18 protein-coding genes are annotated in these 19049 nt (G+C 57.1%); 9 read left to right on the plus strand and 9 right to left on the minus strand.

Translation table 11 applies throughout. The features are described from left to right. Window positions 1–2: 2 nt before the first annotated feature. From BC777_RS01125 to BC777_RS01150, 6 genes are all read left to right on the plus strand, one after another. Entirely contained in the window at window positions 3–1268 is a 1266-nt protein-coding gene (locus BC777_RS01125) for a sugar ABC transporter permease (RefSeq protein WP_100366332.1), read from the plus strand. Then, the gene (locus tag BC777_RS01130; RefSeq protein ID WP_008234292.1) at window positions 1268–2017 is read left to right on the plus strand and encodes an ATP-binding cassette domain-containing protein; all 750 of its coding nucleotides are present in this window, start codon (window positions 1268–1270) and stop codon (window positions 2015–2017) included. The genes BC777_RS01125 and BC777_RS01130 overlap by 1 nt, the downstream gene beginning before the upstream one ends. After that, a complete protein-coding gene (gene xylB, locus BC777_RS01135; RefSeq protein ID WP_100366333.1) occupies window positions 2017–3456 on the plus strand; it encodes a xylulokinase in 1440 nt (479 codons plus the stop codon). The genes BC777_RS01130 and xylB overlap by 1 nt, the downstream gene beginning before the upstream one ends. A gap of 259 nt (window positions 3457–3715) precedes the next feature. Next, window positions 3716–4630 carry a hypothetical protein gene (locus tag BC777_RS01140; protein WP_245834103.1) on the plus strand — a complete coding sequence of 305 codons (915 nt, stop codon included), beginning with the start codon at window positions 3716–3718 and terminating at the stop codon, window positions 4628–4630. Then, a complete protein-coding gene (locus tag BC777_RS01145; protein ID WP_168769036.1) occupies window positions 4627–5847 on the plus strand; it encodes a hypothetical protein in 1221 nt (406 codons plus the stop codon). Before BC777_RS01140 ends, BC777_RS01145 begins: the two co-directional genes overlap by 4 nt. Continuing rightward, window positions 5828–7015 carry a glycerate kinase type-2 family protein gene (locus tag BC777_RS01150; protein WP_100366335.1) on the plus strand — a complete coding sequence of 396 codons (1188 nt, stop codon included), beginning with the start codon at window positions 5828–5830 and terminating at the stop codon, window positions 7013–7015. The genes BC777_RS01145 and BC777_RS01150 overlap by 20 nt, the downstream gene beginning before the upstream one ends. 55 nt (window positions 7016–7070) lie before the next feature. Here BC777_RS01150 and BC777_RS01155 read toward each other — a convergent pair whose 3' ends face one another. After that, window positions 7071–8363, minus strand: coding sequence for a cytochrome-c peroxidase (locus tag BC777_RS01155; protein WP_100366336.1), 1293 nt, complete (start codon window positions 8361–8363; stop codon window positions 7071–7073). On the opposite strand from BC777_RS01155, the gene BC777_RS01160 reads away from it, so the two are divergent. Then, entirely contained in the window at window positions 8358–8858 is a 501-nt protein-coding gene (locus tag BC777_RS01160; RefSeq protein WP_100366337.1) for a tetratricopeptide repeat protein, read from the plus strand. The two genes, BC777_RS01155 and BC777_RS01160, sit on opposite strands and share 6 nt — an antisense overlap. Before the next feature lie 86 nt (window positions 8859–8944). Here BC777_RS01160 and BC777_RS01165 read toward each other — a convergent pair whose 3' ends face one another. The 7 genes from BC777_RS01165 to BC777_RS01195 form a co-directional block, all read right to left on the minus strand. Further along, a complete protein-coding gene (locus BC777_RS01165) occupies window positions 8945–9655 on the minus strand; it encodes a hypothetical protein (RefSeq protein ID WP_100366338.1) in 711 nt (236 codons plus the stop codon). Window positions 9656–9788: 133 nt separating this feature from the next. Beyond that, the gene (locus BC777_RS01170) at window positions 9789–10844 is read right to left on the minus strand and encodes a TRAP transporter substrate-binding protein (RefSeq protein ID WP_100366339.1); all 1056 of its coding nucleotides are present in this window, start codon (window positions 10842–10844) and stop codon (window positions 9789–9791) included. 23 nt (window positions 10845–10867) lie between these two features. Then, window positions 10868–12439 (minus strand): TRAP transporter large permease, encoded by a 1572-nt coding sequence (locus tag BC777_RS01175; RefSeq protein ID WP_100366340.1) that lies wholly within the window; start codon window positions 12437–12439, stop codon window positions 10868–10870. Then, window positions 12439–13035, minus strand: coding sequence for a TRAP transporter small permease (locus tag BC777_RS01180; protein ID WP_100366341.1), 597 nt, complete (start codon window positions 13033–13035; stop codon window positions 12439–12441). The genes BC777_RS01175 and BC777_RS01180 overlap by 1 nt, the downstream gene beginning before the upstream one ends. Window positions 13036–13145: 110 nt before the next feature. Then, complete coding sequence (locus tag BC777_RS01185) at window positions 13146–13649, minus strand: flavin reductase family protein (RefSeq protein ID WP_211095317.1); 504 nt, start codon at window positions 13647–13649, stop codon at window positions 13146–13148. Further along, window positions 13649–14539 carry an aldo/keto reductase gene (locus BC777_RS01190; protein WP_100366342.1) on the minus strand — a complete coding sequence of 297 codons (891 nt, stop codon included), beginning with the start codon at window positions 14537–14539 and terminating at the stop codon, window positions 13649–13651. The genes BC777_RS01185 and BC777_RS01190 overlap by 1 nt, the downstream gene beginning before the upstream one ends. Continuing rightward, window positions 14539–15696 (minus strand): LLM class flavin-dependent oxidoreductase, encoded by a 1158-nt coding sequence (locus BC777_RS01195; RefSeq protein WP_100366343.1) that lies wholly within the window; start codon window positions 15694–15696, stop codon window positions 14539–14541. The genes BC777_RS01190 and BC777_RS01195 overlap by 1 nt, the downstream gene beginning before the upstream one ends. A gap of 104 nt (window positions 15697–15800) precedes the next feature. On the opposite strand from BC777_RS01195, the gene BC777_RS01200 reads away from it, so the two are divergent. Together BC777_RS01200 and BC777_RS01205 are read left to right on the plus strand one after the other, a co-directional pair. Then, window positions 15801–16520, plus strand: coding sequence for a GntR family transcriptional regulator (locus BC777_RS01200; protein WP_100367949.1), 720 nt, complete (start codon window positions 15801–15803; stop codon window positions 16518–16520). 6 nt (window positions 16521–16526) lie between these two features. Next, a complete protein-coding gene (locus BC777_RS01205; protein ID WP_100366344.1) occupies window positions 16527–17624 on the plus strand; it encodes a Gfo/Idh/MocA family protein in 1098 nt (365 codons plus the stop codon). On the opposite strand, the gene BC777_RS01210 is transcribed toward BC777_RS01205, so the two are convergent. After that, window positions 17621–19045: a chemotaxis protein CheW gene (locus BC777_RS01210; RefSeq protein ID WP_100366345.1), complete on the minus strand. Its 1425-nt coding sequence runs from the start codon at window positions 19043–19045 to the stop codon at window positions 17621–17623. The two genes, BC777_RS01205 and BC777_RS01210, sit on opposite strands and share 4 nt — an antisense overlap. Between the last annotated feature and the right edge of the window lie 4 nt (window positions 19046–19049).

The following is a 19049-nucleotide window of genomic DNA, read 5'->3' on the forward strand; positions in this document are numbered from 1 at the left end:
CAATGTCGGGCGGACTTGGGAATTTAATCAAAACACTGCAGATTGATACGCGATTGCTGGGCATGATAGGTGCCTTTATCGTCATCTCTTTGGTGTTTCACGTGGCAACCGGGGGTACATTCCTGACGCCGCGCAACCTGTTTACGCTCACGTTGCAGACTGCATCGGTTGCGGTGATGGCGACGGGGATGGTTTTTGTCATTGTGACCCGCAACATTGATCTGTCCATTGGGTCGTTGCTTGGTATCATCGGAATGTTGATGGGTGTCATTCAGGTGCAAATCCTGCCCGATATCGTTGGTTTCGGGAACCCATCGATCTGGATCATTACTGTGATTATCGGCCTGCTGCTGGGGGCCGCAATCGGAGGGTTTCAAGGCTGGCTGATCGGCTATCTGACGATCCCATCCTTTATTGTTACTTTGGGCGGTCTCTTGATCTGGCGTGGTGGCGCTTGGTGGGTGTCCAAGGGGACCACGATTTCGCCGCTTGATCCGACCTTTATCAAGCTGGGTGGCGCATCCGGGACGATTGGTGTCACGGCAAGCTGGGCATTGGCGATTGTCGGCTCGATCCTGACGATCCTTTTCCTGATCAACACGCGGCGCAAGCACATCAGCCACGACTTCGCGGTCAAACCGCTCTGGGCTGAATACGCGCTGGGCGCGATTCTTGTGGGTGCTATTTGTGGCGTAACGGCGATTATGAATGCCTATCTGGTACCAACGCGCATTCTGGAACGCCGCTTTGCTGCAGACGGCTTGGAGATGCCCGAAGGTTATACAGAAGCATACGGTTTCCCAATTTCGGTTCTTATCGTTCTTGCCGTTGCAATTGCGATGAGCATCATTGCCAAGAAAACCCGCTTTGGCCGATACGTTTTTGCCATGGGCGGCAACCCTGATGCAGCCGAACTCTCTGGCATCAACACCCGCTGGCTGACGGTCAAGGTCTTTGCCTTGATGGGTGCGCTGACAGCCATCGCTGCGGTCATCGCCTCGGCCCGTCTTGGGTCCGCTGGGTCTTCGTTGGGTGAGCTGGACGAACTGCGCGTCATTGCAGCGGCCGTGATTGGTGGCACCGCATTGGCCGGTGGCGTCGGTACGATCTACGGGGCCATCCTTGGGGCGCTGATCATGCAGGCGCTCGTATCCGGCATGGGCATGGTGGGCGTCGACTCGCCGCTGCAAAACATGATCGTCGGTGGCGTGCTGATCCTTGCTGTCTGGATCGACATTGTCTACCGCCGCAAAACAGGAGACGCATGATGAGCACCCCACTTTTGGAAATGCGCAACATCTCGATCCATTTTGGCGGGATCAAGGCGGTTGATGATGTGTCGATCGACGTGATGCCTGGCGAAGTCGTGGGCCTTCTGGGCCACAACGGGGCGGGTAAATCGACACTGATCAAAATTCTGTCCGGTGCCTATAAGAAAGACGCAGGCGAGATTTTCGTGGACGGTAAAAAGGTTGAGATCAACAGCCCGATTGATGCGCGAGAGCATAACATCGAAACGATTTATCAGACGCTTGCGCTGTCCGATAATCTTGATGCTGCGTCGAACCTGTTCTTGGGTCGTGAGATCACCACAAAATTCGGTCTGGTCGATGATACGGCGATGGAAGCAGAGTCGCGTAAGATCATGGCGCGGCTGAACCCGAACTTCCAGCGTTTCTCGGAACCTGTGCGATCCTTGTCCGGCGGTCAGCGGCAGTCGGTGGCGATTGCGCGTGCGGTCTATTTCAACGCCCGCATTCTGATCATGGATGAGCCGACAGCGGCGCTCGGTGTGCATGAAACCGCGATGGTTGCGGACCTGATTAAAGAGCTGAAGGCGCAAGGCCTCGGCATCTTTCTGATCAGCCACGACACGCGCGAGATGATGGACCTTTGTGACCGTGTGTCTGTGATGAAAAACGGTCAGTTGATCGGGACAGAGCGGGTTGAGGACGTCACTGAAGACGACATTCTGTCGATGATCATCATGGGTAAGAATCCTAAAAAGGCTGCGTGATGTATATCGGTCTTGATCTGGGAACCTCCGGTCTTAAGGCTGTTTTAGTCAATGATGCACAGGCGATTGTGGCCGAGGCGACAGCGCCTTTGAACGCCACACGTCCTGCACCCGGTTGGTCAGAACAAGCCCCCGCAGATTGGCTGGAAGCCGCAGACGCTGTGATGAAAGCGCTTGGCGCGCAGAGGTCGCTTTCGTCGGTGCGCGGCATTGGCCTATCGGGGCAGATGCACGGGGCCACTTTGCTGAATGCGGACGATCAGGTGTTGCGGCCTTGCATTTTGTGGAACGACACGCGGTCAGCAGCTGAAGCAGCCGCATTGGATGACGATCCACGATTTCGCACGCTGACAGGCAACATCGTTTTCCCCGGCTTCACCGCGCCGAAATTGATGTGGGTTGCAAAGCATGAACCGCAGGTGTTTGCCAAGGTTGCCCGTGTCTTGCTGCCCAAAGACTACCTGCGCCTTTGGCTTACGGGTGAGGCTGCGGCTGAAATGTCGGACGCTGCAGGCACCAGCTGGCTGGATGTTGGCAAGCGTGATTGGTCCGACGATCTGCTGGCCGCGACGGGTATGAGCCGCGTGCAGATGCCGCGCTTGGTTGAAGGATCCGAGGTTTCAGGGCAGGTCCGTGACGCTTTGGCCGAACGCTGGGGGCTGCCCAAAGGCGCTGTCGTTGCTGGCGGCGGTGGGGATAATGCGGCGAGCGCTGTTGGCGTGGGCGTCGTGAAAGCGGGCGATGCGTTTGTGTCGCTTGGCACGTCCGGCGTACTCTTTGCTGCCTGCGATGTCTATCAGCCCGACGCGGCGACAGCTGTGCATACGTTCTGCCACGCGCTCCCCGATACATGGCACCAGATGGGGGTGATTCTTGCCGCGGCTGATGCGCTGAATTGGTTTGCGCAGATCGCCGACAAACCCGCGGCCACCCTGACGCGTGTTCTCGGTCCGCTCCAAGCCCCTGAACGCACCTTGTTTTTGCCTTATCTGGGGGGCGAGCGGACACCGCATAATGATGCCAGCATTCGCGGATCGTTCCTACATCTCGACCACAGCATAAACCAAGCGGCAATGACCCGTGCGGTACTGGAAGGCGTGACCCACGCCATGCGCGACTGCTTTGACGCCCTTTCGGCCACTGGCACCCAGATCAACCGTTTGATCGCCGTCGGTGGTGGATCGAAGTCCGACTACTGGATACAGGCCATGGCGACTTCGCTTGATATGCCCATTGCATTGCCTGTGGCAGGTGATTTTGGTGGCGCATTCGGTGCCGCGCGCCTTGGCATGATGGCCGCAACCGGCGCAGGGGTCGAGATTGCAACGCCGCCCCAGATTGCTCGCACGATTGACCCAGACACATCGCTTACCAGCGCCTTTAGCGAGGCGCACGCAAGATACCGCGCCAGCTATGCTGCGTTGCAAGGACTGACATGACCGGTTTTTTGAAGGTGGTCCTGCCGTCACATAAAAGGGTTCATACAACGACCTTGATCACATTACCGCCAAGGTTTTGGCGGATGGCACGAACCCGGAACCGCGCTTTGGCCGTCAGGACCGGTTGGAGAATTTGGTGAACCGTTCCCTGTGATCAAGCAGCCTTGTACCTGCGTCCCAGCATCCCTAACCTGTCGGTGGCAGGGATAGGCGTAGCACGGTGATCGGCACAGTTTTCAGGACATTCGGACGCACATATATGGATGTGACCCTGCGTACCGGGGCAGACTATACCGTGCGTATCGTCGAGCGTCCTGGGCTGTGGATGGATGAGGCTGCGCTTGCGGCTCTGAGTGCTGATCTGCGGCGTATTGCAGCGCGCACGCTAGAGGCGGGCAGCCTGACCTATGGGGTATTTTCCGGCAAGAAAGAGGCGATGGAGGCGGTGATCATCACGCTGGTATCGCGCCGCGATGGTACGCCGGTGGCGTTCAATGCATTGGCGGTCATGAAACTTGATACAGCTCCGCATCCGACGGACATGCTGCACCTTGGGCTTGTTATGGTCGACGCCGATGAACGGTCCAAAAATCTGTCTTGGGTGCTTTATGGTCTGACCTGCTTTCTGATCTTCTTTCGCCGCCAGTTTCGCCCGGTCTGGGTCTCCAATGTTACCCAAGTGCCTGCAGTCGTGGGCATGGTGACCGAGATGTTTTCCGACGTCTGGCCCAGCCCACATAACGGGCGGCGCACCTTGAACCACCTGCTGTTGGCACGTGAAATCATGGCCATGCAGCGGCATGTTTTTGGGGTAGGTGTTGAGGCTGGCTTTGATGAAGAACGCTTTGTGATCACGGATGCCTATACGGGTGGATCAGACGATCTGAAAAAGACATGGGAGGCCGCGCCCAAGCACCGTATCGAAAGCTACAACAGCTTTTGCCAAGAGGCGCTTAATTACGGTCGTGGTGATGATGTGCTGCAGTTGGGCCAGATGGATCTGGCTGCGATGCGCAGGTATCTGACGCGGGACGTGCCCAAATCCGCCGTTATTGGCCTGATGTTGACCGCTGGATTGATCGCGTTGCAGCGGATTGTGCTGCCCGCGGTGCATTGGGCGGATAGCACCCAAACGTGGTCTATTCTGAGGCCTCATCGGACAGGCAAAAGATGATTGCAGCCGCGACGATTATCACAGAGCTTTTTTTGTCTTGCGCAGCGCTCGTCGGGCTTTTCGTCTTGCAACGGGTATTGCTGCGTCGTGATCCGTGGGACCCGATCAACCGGCGTTTCCTCTTTGGGCTACGCATCACGATGATGCTTTTTGTAGGTCGGGTTTTGATGATCATGACCGGGATTGACGCTTTCCGTATCCTGATCTTGCTTGCAGCGGCGATCATTCCGCTGGCCGTTTTGATCCTGACCGAAGGGTTGCTGCGCCGCCATGCACCGCCCCTGATCAAAGCGGTGATCGGGGGCGGGGCTGTGATTTTTGCGGTATCATCACTGTGGTATACAGACACGATTGATCCTGCACGTTTGCTTGCGCTTCTTGGGTTTCAGCTGCTTGGATTTGTGCTGTCGGGCTGGTTGATTGTGGCACGCGACAGGACGTCATTATCATCCAATGAAAACGCGATGGTTGTGCGCTTGGGCTTGTCATTGATCTTGTTTATCCCCTTGGCTGCTGGTGATTTTTTGCTGCTTTACATCGGCCTGCCGGTTCAGTTTTCGGCACTTGGTGTGCTCATTTTATGCTGGTTAGCCATTGGGCTGGGGCGTCCGCATCTGGGCCACCGGGCAACGTTGCTTAACCTGGGTGTGATGGTTGGGGCCGCGCTGCTGGTCGGCGCGATGATCGGTCTCTTTGCCGGGGCAGGGCGTGATGGATACCTGCTGACGATCGCCGTGATCATGGCGGCCTTGTTTGTTGTGGCTATCCTGACGGATGTACGTGTGTTGCAGCTCGAAGAGCAAAGCCTTGGGTTGCTGCGCCATCTCGCTACGGCAAAGACCGATGACCCGATGACATTCCTGCGTGATCTGCAAAACCATCCGCTGGTCGAAGGGGCAGTGGTTGTGAGCGAAGACAGCCTGAAGGATCTGCAAGACGAAGTGCTGGCGCAGATATTCGCGGCAGCGCCCGTGTTGCGCCGGGTTGATCCGCCGCAATTGGGGGCTGTTGCCGACGATCATATCGCTTATTTGTTTTCGCGCTACTCCGCGACACATGTGATGCTGGCAATGGCGCAGCCGCGGGTGCTGGTGGCGCTTTCGATGCCATCGCTCAACGCCTCACCATCGGCAGAGTTGGAGTTGCAGGTTGTGCAGCGAATGGCGGTTTTGATGGCGGGCGGGAAAGGGGACAGGCATGCAAGACCAACGCGCTGAAGTATTGCGGATTTTCAATGCGGGTGTAGCGGCGGCTGATCCTTATGCGGCGGTGCTGGGGGCGTTGGATCAAGTGCCAGACCCGGCTTTGATTGTCGCCGTGGGCAAGGCCGCGCGTCTGATGGCCAAGGCCGCTCTGGAACGGTGCGTTGGGGTGCGATGTTTGGTCGTGACCAACTATGAAAACGCGAAGCCACTCGACGGCGCTGAGGTGATGGCGGCGGGACATCCTGTGCCAGATCAAAACGGCGCAGATGCGGCCAGGGCTGTGATTGCAGCATTGCGGGCCGTCAACGGACCAGTGCTTGCGCTGATCTCTGGCGGGGGATCCGCGCTTTTGCCTGCACCGGCTGGGCGGATCACCCTTGCGGATAAGGCGCGGGTGAATGAACTGCTTTTGGGTTCAGGGCTTGATATCGTCGCGATGAACATGATCCGCCAGCAACTGTCTGACATTAAGGGTGGCGGGTTTTTGCGTCATGCTGCGCCGCAACATGTGACGGCCTTGATCCTGTCTGATGTGATTGGCGATGACCTGTCGGCGATTGCCAGCGGGCCGACGGTCCGGCCAATTGGGACAGCGCAGGATGCAGTGAGCGTGCTGCGCAATGCGGGGCTTTGGGGGGATTTGCCACAGATTGTTCGCGGGCATCTGGAAACGGCGGATGCGCCGATGCCGCCCCCTGATGCGACGAACATTCTTGTCGGCTCAAACGGTAAAAGCGTTGCGGCGATGAAAACGGCAGCGGGTCAGGCGCATGTGATTGCACGGCCGATTGTTGGCGATGTGGCGGATGCTGCGCGCCTGATCTGCAATCAGGCGGTAGTGGGCACGACCATCTGGGGCGGGGAGACCACGGTGAAGCTGCGCGGGACCGGGCGTGGCGGACGCAATCAGGAACTGGCGCTAAGGATTGCGCAGGAAGCAGCGCTACGCGGCTGGACGCAATGGACCTGCCTGCAAGGGGGCAGCGATGGGCGCGATGGGCCAACTGATGCGGCTGGCGGTTTGGTGGATCAGGATACGCTCGACAAGATTGATGACCTTGAAGGGTTATTGGCGAATAATGACAGTTATGCCGCGCTTGAAAAAGCGGGGGATTTGCTGATGACAGAAGCCACAGGAACGAATGTGGCTGATCTTGGCGTGATGATCCGTACAGGTTGATTGAGTTGCTGTTGTCGGAGCCTCTGGCGGGAATATTAAGGGACCAAAAAAAGCCCTAGTCGACAGGTAGCCCGCTGGGGACCGTGTCGGGGCGACCCATGGGACGGGTGTGTGCGGTCTCACCGGTCAACGCGTTGAGGAACGCGACCAGATCATCGATTTCAGCGTCCGTCAGCGCGATGGGCCGCAGGTCGATCGCGGCGGTTTGGCGGGCCATTTCAGTGGCATCCTGTCGGATCGCAAAATCCACCGCAGCAAGCCATGGCACATGTGGCAGATCTGCTTGTTCAACGGTCCATGCGCTGCGCTGCGCCATTGGGTCCGCATGATGGCGGATCATGGCGGCTAGGGTGGGGTAGGCCCCATTGTGGCCGTATGGCGCGGTCAGCGCCACATTGCGCAGTGAGGGTGTGCGAAACTTATAGGCGTCCTCTGCCAGATTTGTTTCGGCCATACGCCCGACATCGCGCGAGATTTGGTCCCATTGGCGTGTGCGTCCGGGGCCGAATGCGGGCAAGCCAAGGGCGTGAAAGCTTTGGTCCGTGAACAGATCACCTGCGTGGCAGGATGCACAGCGACTATTGAAGAAAAGGTCTCGGCCCCGTTCGGCGTCCACCGGCAAGGGTGTGCCAGTCAGCCATTTGTCGTAAGGGCTGTCATATGATTGCCATTCGCTTATGATAAATGCACCCAGCGCATTACCGATTTCAACGATGGTGACGTCGCTGGGTTCTTCAATATGGTCAAAAGCTTGGACGAACATCGACCCATAGGCGGGGATCGTGCGCACCCGTTTAGCAATGATCGGCCATGCCACATCAATCCGGTCATGGGTGGCCCCTGCGATTTCGTTTTCGCGCGGGTTTCCGGCCATCTCAAATTGAGCGATCATCGGGAAAAGGGCTTGCGCCGCAACAAGGTTATCAAGGCCTTGGGGCAGCCATTCTTCGGCGGGTGAATCGAAGCCGTTCCCGTAGATATCAGAGCGCGTCAGCCGCCCGTCATGAAACAGGGTCTCAATCTCATTATGCCCTAAATTCCAAAGGCTTGGCGCATTGCGCGGGATGCGTTTGCGGATCGCATCTGCACCGGTTCCTGCCGTGCGTTCAGGGCCGACGCCAACGCCACCTTCGCCGATGCCCAGTGATAGCCCATCGCCGCCTGCATGATCGTGATGATGGCATGTGCCGCAGGAGATATTCTTGTTTCCTGACAGGATCTTATCGTAGAACAACAGCTGCCCGATGCGGGCTTGATCCGGGTCTGTGGGGATGTAATCATCCGGGCTGATCCCCTGCGCTGTTGCAAGACCCGCGCTGAAAAGAACCGCAAGGAGTGCCGTATGCATCGCGTACATACAGCGTACAGAACCTGTACATACATCTGTGCGGTTCTGCTGCTTCTGGCGACGCCAGCCCGTGCCGATATGGAGGTCGCACGTGATCTGATGGAGGCGGGCGACTACGCCGAGGCGCGCGCGCTTTTTGAGGTTTACGCGCGTTCCGGCAATGCCGAAGCGGAAGAGCTGATTGGCGTGATGTACGCGCTTGGCCTTGGGGTTGACCGCGACGATGAGCGGGCCTTCGACTGGTATTTGCGGGCGTCGTTGAAAGGGCATGCAGGGGCGCAATCGGGGCTAGGGTGGTACTATGAAGTGGGACGCGGGATACCGGCCCCTGATATGGTCAGAGCCTACCTTTGGTATGCTTTATCGGCAATAGGTGGCGACCCGGATGCGCTGGATTCGCTTGAGTTGATTACGCCAAGGTTGACGGCAGAAGAACGGGCGCGGGCCGAGGTGTTGGTCGATGATTATAGGGGGTGGATGTATCCGTTTCGATGAGGGGGCGGATTGCGGACGAATTGTGAATTCGCTGCGGTTGCGCCAATGGCGGCTTTCCGTTTTAAGACGCGTTTACATTTCCAATTTCAAGGATTGCGCGGAGTGTCACTGTGTCGTGGAAAATCATTCAAGAAAGCCATGATTTCTTCATTTCTATGGCAAATATGCGGTTGCAACGCGGTGACAACTCGTACGTCCGTATCACCAAAGAAGCCCATCTCCTGTTCGATGATTTTTTTCTCTTCGCCGTCCGCGAACATTTGAGCCGCTCGTGCAACACTCACACTACCTTCGAAGGCAGCGAAACCTTCCAGCGCGTACGCTGCTTTTGTCAAATCTTCATCAACAATGTTCAGGCAATCCACTGCCATTTTCGCGACATTGTCAGAGAACCATTCTTCCAGTTTCAGAAGCGTCGGAAGGTCGTCCTCTCGAAGCCGCTCACCTTCAGATAACCAGGCGTGATGATGATCACTGATGTTTGTGGAGAGGCCTCGGTACTTACCTCGTGGGCTGGCTCCAAACTTTGCACATGCGCAGTAAATCACATGCGAAAAGAACAAATAAGCGTCTTCGAAAGATTCACCACTTTTAGGCGCGGCTCCCAATAACCAAGGTAAAGCAGCGAAGGTCGACGGATATATGTCATCTTGATGATGAAGCTCCTCCCAAAAGAGTTCTGCGGCAACGTCTGGGTCCCAGCGGGTTACCAGCTTTGCAATCAAGTCGTTTACGGACCGATTGCCGTAAGGTCCGTACAGTCGTGTCCACACATCAACATTTAGAGGCAGTTTCATAAGGGCTCCAATTGGTAGAGCGGACGTTCGCGCAGAATGCAGCATCCGTCAATGAGGGCTCGAAGTAGACTTCCAACCTGTCAGCAAAAGGGCCGCCCTCGCGGGCGGCCCTTCCTGTCATGTGTTCTGAACCCTAGTTCAAGTCGCTCGCATAAGCCTCGGCCATTTCGGCTTCAACGTCGGCCACGGCTGCTTGCAATGCATCCAGCATGTCGCCGCCGCCGTCCACGTTTTCGCGGAACCAGTCGTTCACCGGTGCTGCTGCTGCTGCGAAAGCGGCTTTCTCTTCTGGGCTTGGCACATAGATGTCGCCGCCGCCTGCAACGAAGGCCTCATAGGCTTCGATTGACTTGCGCTTGGGTGACGCGAATGTCGCCTGTTGCAAGGCAGAGAAACCGTCAACAACAACGCGGCGCAGGTCTTCTGGCATGGCGAGGAAGTTGTCATTGTTCATCCACCACATCGCACCCATGTAGGAGTGACCATCAAGGGTCAGGTACTGCAGGCCCGCATCTGGGAATTTCATGCCCATGATGTCGGTGATGCCGTTTGCTGTGCCCTCAACAACGCCGGTTTGCAGTGATGTAAACAGCTCTGGCCACGGGATCGGTGTCGCGGATGCGCCCATGGCTTCAACCAGTTGCACGGGCAGATCAGCCACAACAGTGCGCAGTTTCAGGCCAGCCATATCGTCTGGGCCTGTCACGCGGCGTTGGGTGTTGGCAAAGTTGCGCCAGCCGCCGGTGTTGCCGATGGTCATCAGGCGGATTGTGTTGCCGCTGTCTTCAAGCGCCTTGTCACGCATGGTGCGGACGAAATCACCCGATAGCACTTCTTCGGCCACACGGTCAGATGACATCAGGTAGGGCAGGTCAAGCACCTGCACATATGGGAAGATGCCTGCGGCACCGCCGGATGTGGAGATGTAGACGTCGATGGAGCCCTCGGAGACACCTTCGAGGCATTCTGCACCCGTTGCGCAAAGCTGTGTGCCGATGAACAGCTCAACCGCGATGCGTCCGTTGGAGGCTGCCTCTACGTAGTTTTTGAACACGACCAGACCGTCATAGTCTTCGTCGTTCTCGTTTGAGTTGGCTGTGGCGCGGATTGTGAAATCCTGTGCCCAGGCGGCCAGCGGTGTCGCCAGCAGTGCAGCGGTCGCCGCGATTTTGGTGAACTGTTTCAGCATTATCTTCTCCCTTATTGATGCTGTTAGTTGATGCCCGGTGCCGGGCTGATGCAAGCGCTAAAGCCGACCTCTGGACCGCAGCCCAGGAAGCCAGCGAGGTAAGGCACTGTCATGGAAATGGCGGGGATATAGGTGATCAGGAAGATCACGAGGATTTCCACCGCGAGGAATGGCAGGATGGCTTTGGCGATGGTTTCGACCTTTTCGCCCGAAACCGTACTGGCCACGAATAACACAAGCCCCATGGGGGGCGTTGCCAACCCCACTGTCAGATTTACGCTCATGATGATCGCGAAATGCACAGGGTGCACGCCAAGGTCGACGAAGATTGGGCCAAGGATTGGCCCTAGGATGATGATCGCAGGGCCTGCATCAAGGAACATGCCCACGATGAACAGCAGGATGTTGATGAGGAATAGCAGGATCAGCGGGTTTTCTGACAGCGACAGGATATAGTCGCTAAGGATTTGAGGTGCGTAGCTGAGGCTGACCACGGTCTTGAACGCCACGGCTGCACCGACCAGTAGCAACACCGCGGAGGTAGCAAGCGCGGATTTGGTCAGCACCTCGCCAAGGTCGCGCAGTTTCATGGAGCGCAGCACGAAGAAGCTGACAAGCAGGGCGTAAGCGACGGCAATGGCCGAGGCCTCGGTCGGGGTGAAGACGCCGACGAGGATACCGCCCAGGATGATGATCGGCGTTTGCAGGGGTGCGATGGCTTTCTTACAGATCATGCGGAAGTCATGACTGACACGCCCACGGTAGCCCATCAGCAGGAAATGTGCCGCGACTAGCAAAGCGAGGAACACGATCCAGATATTGAGGTTGTGAACCTTGTCACCGGCCTCATTGATGGTGGCGAGGCCGACGCGGGCGGATAGGCCACTGTAGATCGCCAGCAGTAGGCCGCCGACATTGATGCGCAGCAACACGAAGCTGACCCAGTATTCCACTTGCGTGATGTCCTGATTCTTGGTGACGATCCGTTCGGCCTTGGGCAGGTCATAGCGGTCAGCCATCAGGCGCACCATGACCATCAGACCAGCACCCACCATGATGCCGGGCACGATGCCGGCCAGAAACAAGGACGCTACGCTTTCGCCCATCACATAGGCGTAGATGATCATGATGCCCGAGGGCGGGATGATCGGGCCGATGACAGAGGAGGCGGCGGTGATGGCGGCTGCGAATTTGCGGGTGTAGCCGTTCTTTTCCATCGCGGGGATCAGGGTGGACCCCAGCGCGGAGGTATCCGCGACAGCGGAGCCGGACAGCCCCGCAAAGAGCATTGAGGACAGGATATTTACATGTGCCAGACCACCGCGCAGGTGGCCCATGAAGGCTTGGGAAAATTCAACGAGGCGCAGGGTGATACCACCGCGGTTCATAATCTCGCCTGCCAGCATGAAGAAGGGCAGCGCCATCAGCGGGAAGCTGTCCATGCCGTTGTAAAGGTTGCGGTAGAGGCCTGCGACGACATTGCGGTTGTCGCCTTCGAGCATGATCAGCGCAAAGGGCGAGGCCAGCAGTGCAAAGACCACCGGCAGGCCGATCATGATGAGGATCAGGAAGAGAGGCAGGAACCATAAAAGCATCAGTCGGCCCCCTGAAAATCATCGGCGCTGAGGGGGTTCAGCTCATCCCCGCGGCCCATCAGTTTGATGATTTGGCGGATGATCAGCTCAATATTCACAAGGATCAGCAGGTTCACCCCGACCCAAAGCGAGGCATATTGGAAATTGTTCTGAAACTTGTTGCCGCATTTGCCGTACTCAAACCCGAAGGGCCATTTCAACGAGGATGAGCAGCCGCGGCCCGAAAGTGTATCAACGTGGTTATTGAGCCCGCGATCCCAGGCCACGACCAAAACCCAAAGGGCGATGCCCAGCAGGATCAGCGTCAGGATGCCAGAGATCATACGGGGCAGGGCGCGTTCGAGCATATCAATGGACACGAAACCGCCCATGCGGAACGCCAGCGGCGCCATGAGACCAGTCATCCAGAGCATCCCGAACCGTGCACCTTCTTCGGTCCAGTTCGGCGCGTCGCTCAGAATATATCGGAAGAAAACCTGGCCCAGGATCAGCGTCACCATGATGGCGAGCGCGATGACCGCGATGATCTTGCCGATGGCAAGCACCACGGTGTTGAACCGTTCAAGCGGCCATAAAAGGCCAAACAGGACCGACATCGGCTCCTCCCCTGTTTATGTTGCGGGACATTGCCCACTGTTTGTTATTTTGGGGGTTTTTGCCCCCGCCGCTGTGCGGCTTCCCCAGAGTTTTCCGGCCAAGATGAAGATCAGGTGGCGTTGAATTCCCCGTATCTGCCGCCTTGGAACACCAGTGGATCACCGCCCTGGTGGTGTGCTTTGGTCACGCGGCCCACGATGATGACGTGGTCGCCTGCATCATGGGTGGCTTCGAGATTGCATTCAAATGTGGCCAGTGCCCCTTCGATGATCGGCATGCCACAATGAGACAGATGTGTTGGCACATCACTGATAGCGGTTTTGGATTTGATGATGGCGGCACAGATATCGCGCTGATCGGCACCCAGCACATGGATGGCAAAGCGTCGTGAGCCTGCGAAATGTTCAAACCTTTTGGACGACTTTGCAGGTGACCAGAGCACCAAAGGCGGGTCAAGCGACACGCTGGCAAAACTGTTGGCCACTATGGCGACCGGGCCTTCGGGGCTATCGGTCGTGATGACGGTGACGCCAGTGACGAAGCTGCCCAATGCACCGCGAAAGCTGTCGGAATCCGTGCCGGGATCGAATGTTGCGATGGTGCCTGCGTCCATTATGGGACCTCCGTGCCAAGTGCGGCTGTATACAGTTCGAACCAGGTCTGGCGGTCCATACTTACCTTAAAAGCATCCGATAGGGTATTGATACGGTTTAAATTATTTGTTCCCATAACCGGCATGATATTTGCCGGATGGGCCAACAACCAAGCAACCGCAACGGCGGCATTGTCAACGCCATGGTCTGCGGCCACCTTAGCCAGCGCATCTTGCGCAGCACCGGCGCTCGTCATCAAGCTGCCGCCGCCCAAAGGCGACCATGCCATGATGGGCACGCCCCGTTCTTGCAGATAGGCGACGTCACCGTTGGTGAACCCTTGATGCGCTGTCAGCGACAGTTCGATCTGATTGGTGATCAGCGGTGTCTTCATTGCAGATTGCAGCAGTGTCCAGTCATGCAGCTTGAAGTTAGACACGCCAACAGAGCGAACCTTGCCAGAGGCCACGACTTCGTCGAGGGTCGCGCCGGTTTCGTGGTGATCCATCATCGGATCGGGGCGGTGGATCAGTAGCGTGTCGATCTTGTCGATATCCATCAGGCGCAAGGAATGATCAACGGATGCAAGGATATGCGCGCGGCTGGTGTCGTAATATTTGACGCGGGCATCGGCATAGCGCCCCATGGGGGCCACGATATCGCATTTGGTCACGATCTCGATCTGATCTTTGAGGGCAGGCGCGGCCTTCAATGCGTTGCCCAACACTTCTTCTGCTTCGTAGCCGCCATAGATATCGGCCTGATCCATGGTTGTGATGCCTTGCGTGAGGCAGGCTTCGATCTTGGCTTGCACATGGCCGACAGAGGTATCCTCGTCATCGCCCAGCCGCCACATCCCATAGACGATGCGGCTGAAGGAAAGGTCGTTGGTGATATTGATCCGGTTCATTAACGGCGGGGTCCTGTGCCAAGGGGTGTTGCGGGTGTTTCCGCTGGAACGCGGCCATAGTCATGCGGCAGCGAGCAGGTTTTCAGATGCGGCATGACGCGTGCGCCAAAATGTTCGGCCTCGTCGATATGCGGGTAGCCTGAGAAGATGAAAGCACGGATGCCCATCTTTTGATAGGCCTCGATTTTGCTCATCACCTGATCGGTAGAGCCGACCAATGCAGCACCACAGCCGGAACGCGCGCGCCCGACGCCGGTCCAGAGGCCGGGTTCGACATAACCGAATTTGTCCGCCAACTCGCGCGCCTTGGCTTGGTGGGCGACACCAAGCGAGATGCTGTCATGGGCGCGGTCGCGGATCAGCTTGCCGTATTCATCGTCGAGTTTTGAGGCGATGTAGTCGGCGTATTCCTTTGCCTCCTGTTCGCTGTCGCGCACGATCATATGCACACGCAAACCGTAATCGAGGGTGCGATTATGTGCTGCGGCCCGTTCGTTCACATCCTTCATGCGCTGTGCGAGCTGTGCCATCGGCTCTGGCCACATCAGATAGACGTCACATTGTGCACCGCAGAGTTCGAGCGCCGCCGGCGAATAGCCACCAAAGTAGAGAAGGGGACCGCCGTTTTGCTGGTACGGGCGTGCGGGATCTGTGGTCAGTTTTGATATCTGGTAGATGTCACCATCATAGCTGACCTCATCCTGCGTCCAGCATTTGCGCAGAATTTCGACAACTTCGTGAGAGCGCTTATAGCGGAAGGCGCTTTCAGCGACTTCACCGGGGAAATCAGAGCTGATCACGTTCAGCGTCAGACGGCCCTTGAGCATGTGATCAAGTGTCGCGATGGTGCGAGCCAGCATGATGGGTTGCACTTCGCCACAGCGGATGGCGGCGAGGAAATTGATTTTTTCGGTTAGAGGCGCCATGCCTGCGACAAATGACAGTGTGTCTTGGCCGACCTGATAGGACGAGGGGGCAAGGATGTTGCGAAACCCCTGTTTTTCAGCAGTTAAAGCGATGTCGCGGCAGTGTTCCCATGACGACCGCAGATCGCCATCGGGTACGCCCAGAAATTGATAGTCATCAGAGCAGAGCGCGGAAAACCAGGATACCTCAGCCCGCTCAAGATCGGCGCTGGTGACCGGAACGATGGTCATTGATTCTCCTCCCCAGAAGTCAGCCTTTCCACTTGCCTAGCATGCAAATTTATATGTAACAATAGTGTATCAATTTTCATGTGCTGGCGTTGGGAGGTGCCACCATGGCGAAAACCTCTGCTCAGTCATCGGCGTTGCCAAAATTCATTCAGCTTAGCGAAATGTTGATCCGCGAGATTGCTGCAGGCCATCTGGCAGATGGCGCACGGCTGCCGCCAGAACGGGATATGGCGGATGATTTGGGGGTCGCGGTTGGCACTTTGCGCAAGGCTTTGGCGGATGTGGAAGCAAAGGGCTTGCTGGACCGCGTGCAGGGATCGGGCAACTATGTACGGCACAGGCCTGCAGTGGATTCGGTCTATGCTTTTTTTCGCTTGGAGTTGCTGAAAGGGGGCGGTTTGCCGACCGCAGAGGTCTTATCGGTGGATCGCTTGGCCAAGCCTGACGGCTTTGCGCGCTTGGGTGGTGACGCAGAAGGGCATCGGATCAGGCGGGTACGATCTTTGGACGGCATTGTGATCGCGCTAGAGGAAATCTGGTTGGACGGCGCGTCCCGCGACATTGTTGCACCTCAGGATTTGTCGGATTCGCTTTACCACTTTTACCGGCATGAATTGGGTATCGTGATCGCCTCGGTCGAGGATCAGATCGGGGTTGACGTAATGCCCGACTGGACACCGGATGCATTTCACCTCACAGCGGGCCAAACCGCAGGCTACATCGCGCGGGTCAGCTGGACCGCCGCCAAGGAACCGGCCGAATTTTCGCGCACTTGGTATGACGCCAAACGCGCCAACTACATCTCTCGTATGGGCAAAGGTTAGAACGACGTGGATACTGTAAACTACGGCCTGATTGGCTGCGGCATGATGGGCCGCGAACATATTCAGAATATCAACCTTTTGCCGCAGGGGCGGGTGTCCGTTGTCTATGATCCAGTGGCCGAACTGGCAGAAGCGGCGGCGACTTTGGCTGAAGATGCGCATGTGGCCGGATCGTTGGAGGCGTTGTTGGCGTTTGACCAGTTGGACGCGGTGGTCATTGTCAGCCCCAATTACCTGCATGTCGCCCAGTTGCAGCAGATCGTGGCGACCCGCCCGCTGCCGATCCTGTGTGAAAAACCACTCTACACCGATCCGGCTGATGCGGCGGTGCTGGATAAGCTATTTGACGGATACGCGCATCCGGTGTGGGTCGCGATGGAGTATCGCTATATGCCGCCTGTTGCCGCGTTGATTGCGCAGGCCGAGCAGGCGACCGGAGGCATCAAGATGCTGACGATCCGCGAACATCGCTTTCCGTTTCTGCCCAAGATTGGCGATTGGAACCGCTTTAACGCCAAGACGGGTGGCACATTGGTTGAAAAATGCTGCCATTTCTTTGATCTGATGCGGCTGATCCTTGGCGATGAACCGGTGCGCGTCATGGCCAGTGCAGGCCAGTCGCTGAACCACATCGATGAGCGCTATGACGGGCAGGTGCCTGATATCTGGGACAATGGCTATGTCATTCTGGATTTTGCGAAAGGTGCGCGCGCGATGCTGGAACTGTGCATGTTCGCGGAAGGCTCAAAATACCAGGAAGAAATCAGCGCCGTCGGCCCAAAGGGCAAGATTGAGGCCTTGGTGCCGGGACCGGGCCGGTTCTGGCCGAAATTGCTGGGTGATCCGCCGGTGCCGCAGATGATCATCAGTCCGCGTGCGCCGAAGGGGCCTTATGTATCAGAGATCCCGGTTGATCCTGCGCTTTTGGATGCGGGTGATCATAATGGGTCGACCTTCTATCAGCATCAGCGGTTCAATGCTGTGGTCCGCGGGCAGGGTGAGGTTGAAGTGACGTTGACCGATGGGGCGCGAGCGATTGCAATCGGGTTGGCTGCGCAGGAAAGTGCGCGAACCGGGCAGGCCGTGGGGCTTTCGCTGGCCTAGAAGAGGCGTTCAGTGCCACCTTCAGTCATATCCGGCAAGCGGCACATGGGCAGTACAGTCGCCTTTGCCCCGGTGCCCAGTTGGACCAGTGGTTTGCTTTGCTTGGCGGGGTCTTTTGATGGGTTTTCGCACCATTCCGACATTTCAATGCTAACCACGCGGTCAACCAAATAACCCACTTGGTGTCCTGGCCCGCCTGTCAGCAAAATTTTGGCTTGCGGATTATCGATGGCAGATTGGCCCATGCATTCGGATAGATCAAAAAGCGCAATACTTTCGTCGGACCGCGAGAAATAACCGCGAAACCCCGGTTTGCTGACGTCCGTGGCGGTCAGCCGATCAGGTTGTTTCACAATGCAATTGACCTGCGAGAGTGGGATCGCGAGTTTTTCAGGTGCCGCAACAACAAGGTAGCGTTCCTTGGTGATCGTGACGTTCTGGTTTTCCGTCTGGCTGTCTTGGGCGGGGCTGTCTTCGGCAGGGGGCGTGTCTGGTTTTGACAGGGTTGCGATTTCTTGCAGGTCTTTTGCGCCGTGAATTGTGGCAAGATCAACTGCATAGACCTGTGAGCCATCGTCACGGATGATGATTTTTGCAATGAAATTCCGGTCGGCCTGCCAGATAGGCAAGGTTGTTTCCTTGGCCGTGGCCAGAGTGTCTATTTCGTGAATGGCCTCAACCGCGAAGCCAAGGATGAGGTCGCCGGGAAACCGTAAAGCGACCACTTCGGTCATTTGTGCGGTCACCGGCGTGCCAAGGCCGAGAATGCGAACAGGGCAAAGCACGGGAATGCGCCGTCCATGATAGCTGATTTCCCCCAGACAGGGGCCAACCGTAATGGCGGTTCGTTGAATTGTTTGTTTGTGGATGGCGGCATAAACTTCGACCGCGGGGACAGTGTAGAGGGCGCCGCCAGCCGCAAATGTCAGCATGGGGTCAAGGATGCGCCGTGTCTGATCGGATGTGCTGTGCTGGCGTGCGACCGCATAGATATCGGGCAGTGCAAAGATGGCGGCCACATCAAGCAGCGATACAAATTGCCCTTCATAGGTGAAGACATCTTGAAAAAGCGGCGGGGCTGTCGCGTTTTGGCCAGCGATGCGTTGGATATCGGCTGGTGCAATTGTTGCAATTCCAACGATCTGATCCACGAAAATCGCCAAGATATGTCTGTCATTTTCGAGGATCACGCCAAAGCGCGATTGAGGATCAGTGGAGGGTAAATGACCGAGCTGCTGCAGATCAAGCACGGGAACCAGTTGCCCGCGCAGTTCGATACCGCCGCATAAAAGGGCAGATTTCTGTGGCAGTTGCAGTTCCTTATGGACATGAAGTACCTCTGACAGATGTTCTATCGGAACGCCAAGCAAAGTGTCCCCAATTTGCATGATGCCAAATTGCCGATGCGATGTTTCAGTCATTGCG

This window comes from Yoonia maricola (assembly GCF_002797915.1).
In the GTDB taxonomy this organism is placed as follows: Bacteria; Pseudomonadota; Alphaproteobacteria; order Rhodobacterales; family Rhodobacteraceae; genus Yoonia; species Yoonia maricola.

Bases quoted from the DNA above. Each gene is read 5' to 3' on its own strand.
- BC777_RS01180 (WP_100366341.1), bottom strand. From the start codon at position 13,035: ATGTCGGTCCTGTTTGGCCTTTTATGGCCGCTTGAACGGTTCAACACC.
- BC777_RS01200 (WP_100367949.1), top strand. From the start codon at position 15,801: ATGGCGAAAACCTCTGCTCAGTCATCGGCGTTGCCAAAATTCATTCAG.
- BC777_RS01195 (WP_100366343.1), bottom strand. From the start codon at position 15,696: ATGACCATCGTTCCGGTCACCAGCGCCGATCTTGAGCGGGCTGAGGTA.
- BC777_RS01140 (WP_245834103.1), top strand. From the start codon at position 3,716: ATGGATGTGACCCTGCGTACCGGGGCAGACTATACCGTGCGTATCGTC.
- BC777_RS01150 (WP_100366335.1), top strand. From the start codon at position 5,828: ATGCAAGACCAACGCGCTGAAGTATTGCGGATTTTCAATGCGGGTGTA.
- BC777_RS01155 (WP_100366336.1), bottom strand. From the start codon at position 8,363: ATGCATACGGCACTCCTTGCGGTTCTTTTCAGCGCGGGTCTTGCAACA.
- BC777_RS01190 (WP_100366342.1), bottom strand. From the start codon at position 14,539: ATGAACCGGATCAATATCACCAACGACCTTTCCTTCAGCCGCATCGTC.
- BC777_RS01170 (WP_100366339.1), bottom strand. From the start codon at position 10,844: ATGCTGAAACAGTTCACCAAAATCGCGGCGACCGCTGCACTGCTGGCG.
- BC777_RS01130 (WP_008234292.1), top strand. From the start codon at position 1,268: ATGAGCACCCCACTTTTGGAAATGCGCAACATCTCGATCCATTTTGGC.
- BC777_RS01145 (WP_168769036.1), top strand. From the start codon at position 4,627: ATGATTGCAGCCGCGACGATTATCACAGAGCTTTTTTTGTCTTGCGCA.
- xylB (WP_100366333.1), top strand. From the start codon at position 2,017: ATGTATATCGGTCTTGATCTGGGAACCTCCGGTCTTAAGGCTGTTTTA.
- BC777_RS01175 (WP_100366340.1), bottom strand. From the start codon at position 12,439: ATGCTTTTATGGTTCCTGCCTCTCTTCCTGATCCTCATCATGATCGGC.
- BC777_RS01185 (WP_211095317.1), bottom strand. From the start codon at position 13,649: ATGGACGCAGGCACCATCGCAACATTCGATCCCGGCACGGATTCCGAC.
- BC777_RS01210 (WP_100366345.1), bottom strand. From the start codon at position 19,045: ATGACTGAAACATCGCATCGGCAATTTGGCATCATGCAAATTGGGGAC.
- BC777_RS01165 (WP_100366338.1), bottom strand. From the start codon at position 9,655: ATGAAACTGCCTCTAAATGTTGATGTGTGGACACGACTGTACGGACCT.
- BC777_RS01160 (WP_100366337.1), top strand. From the start codon at position 8,358: ATGCATCGCGTACATACAGCGTACAGAACCTGTACATACATCTGTGCG.
- BC777_RS01125 (WP_100366332.1), top strand. From the start codon at position 3: ATGTCGGGCGGACTTGGGAATTTAATCAAAACACTGCAGATTGATACG.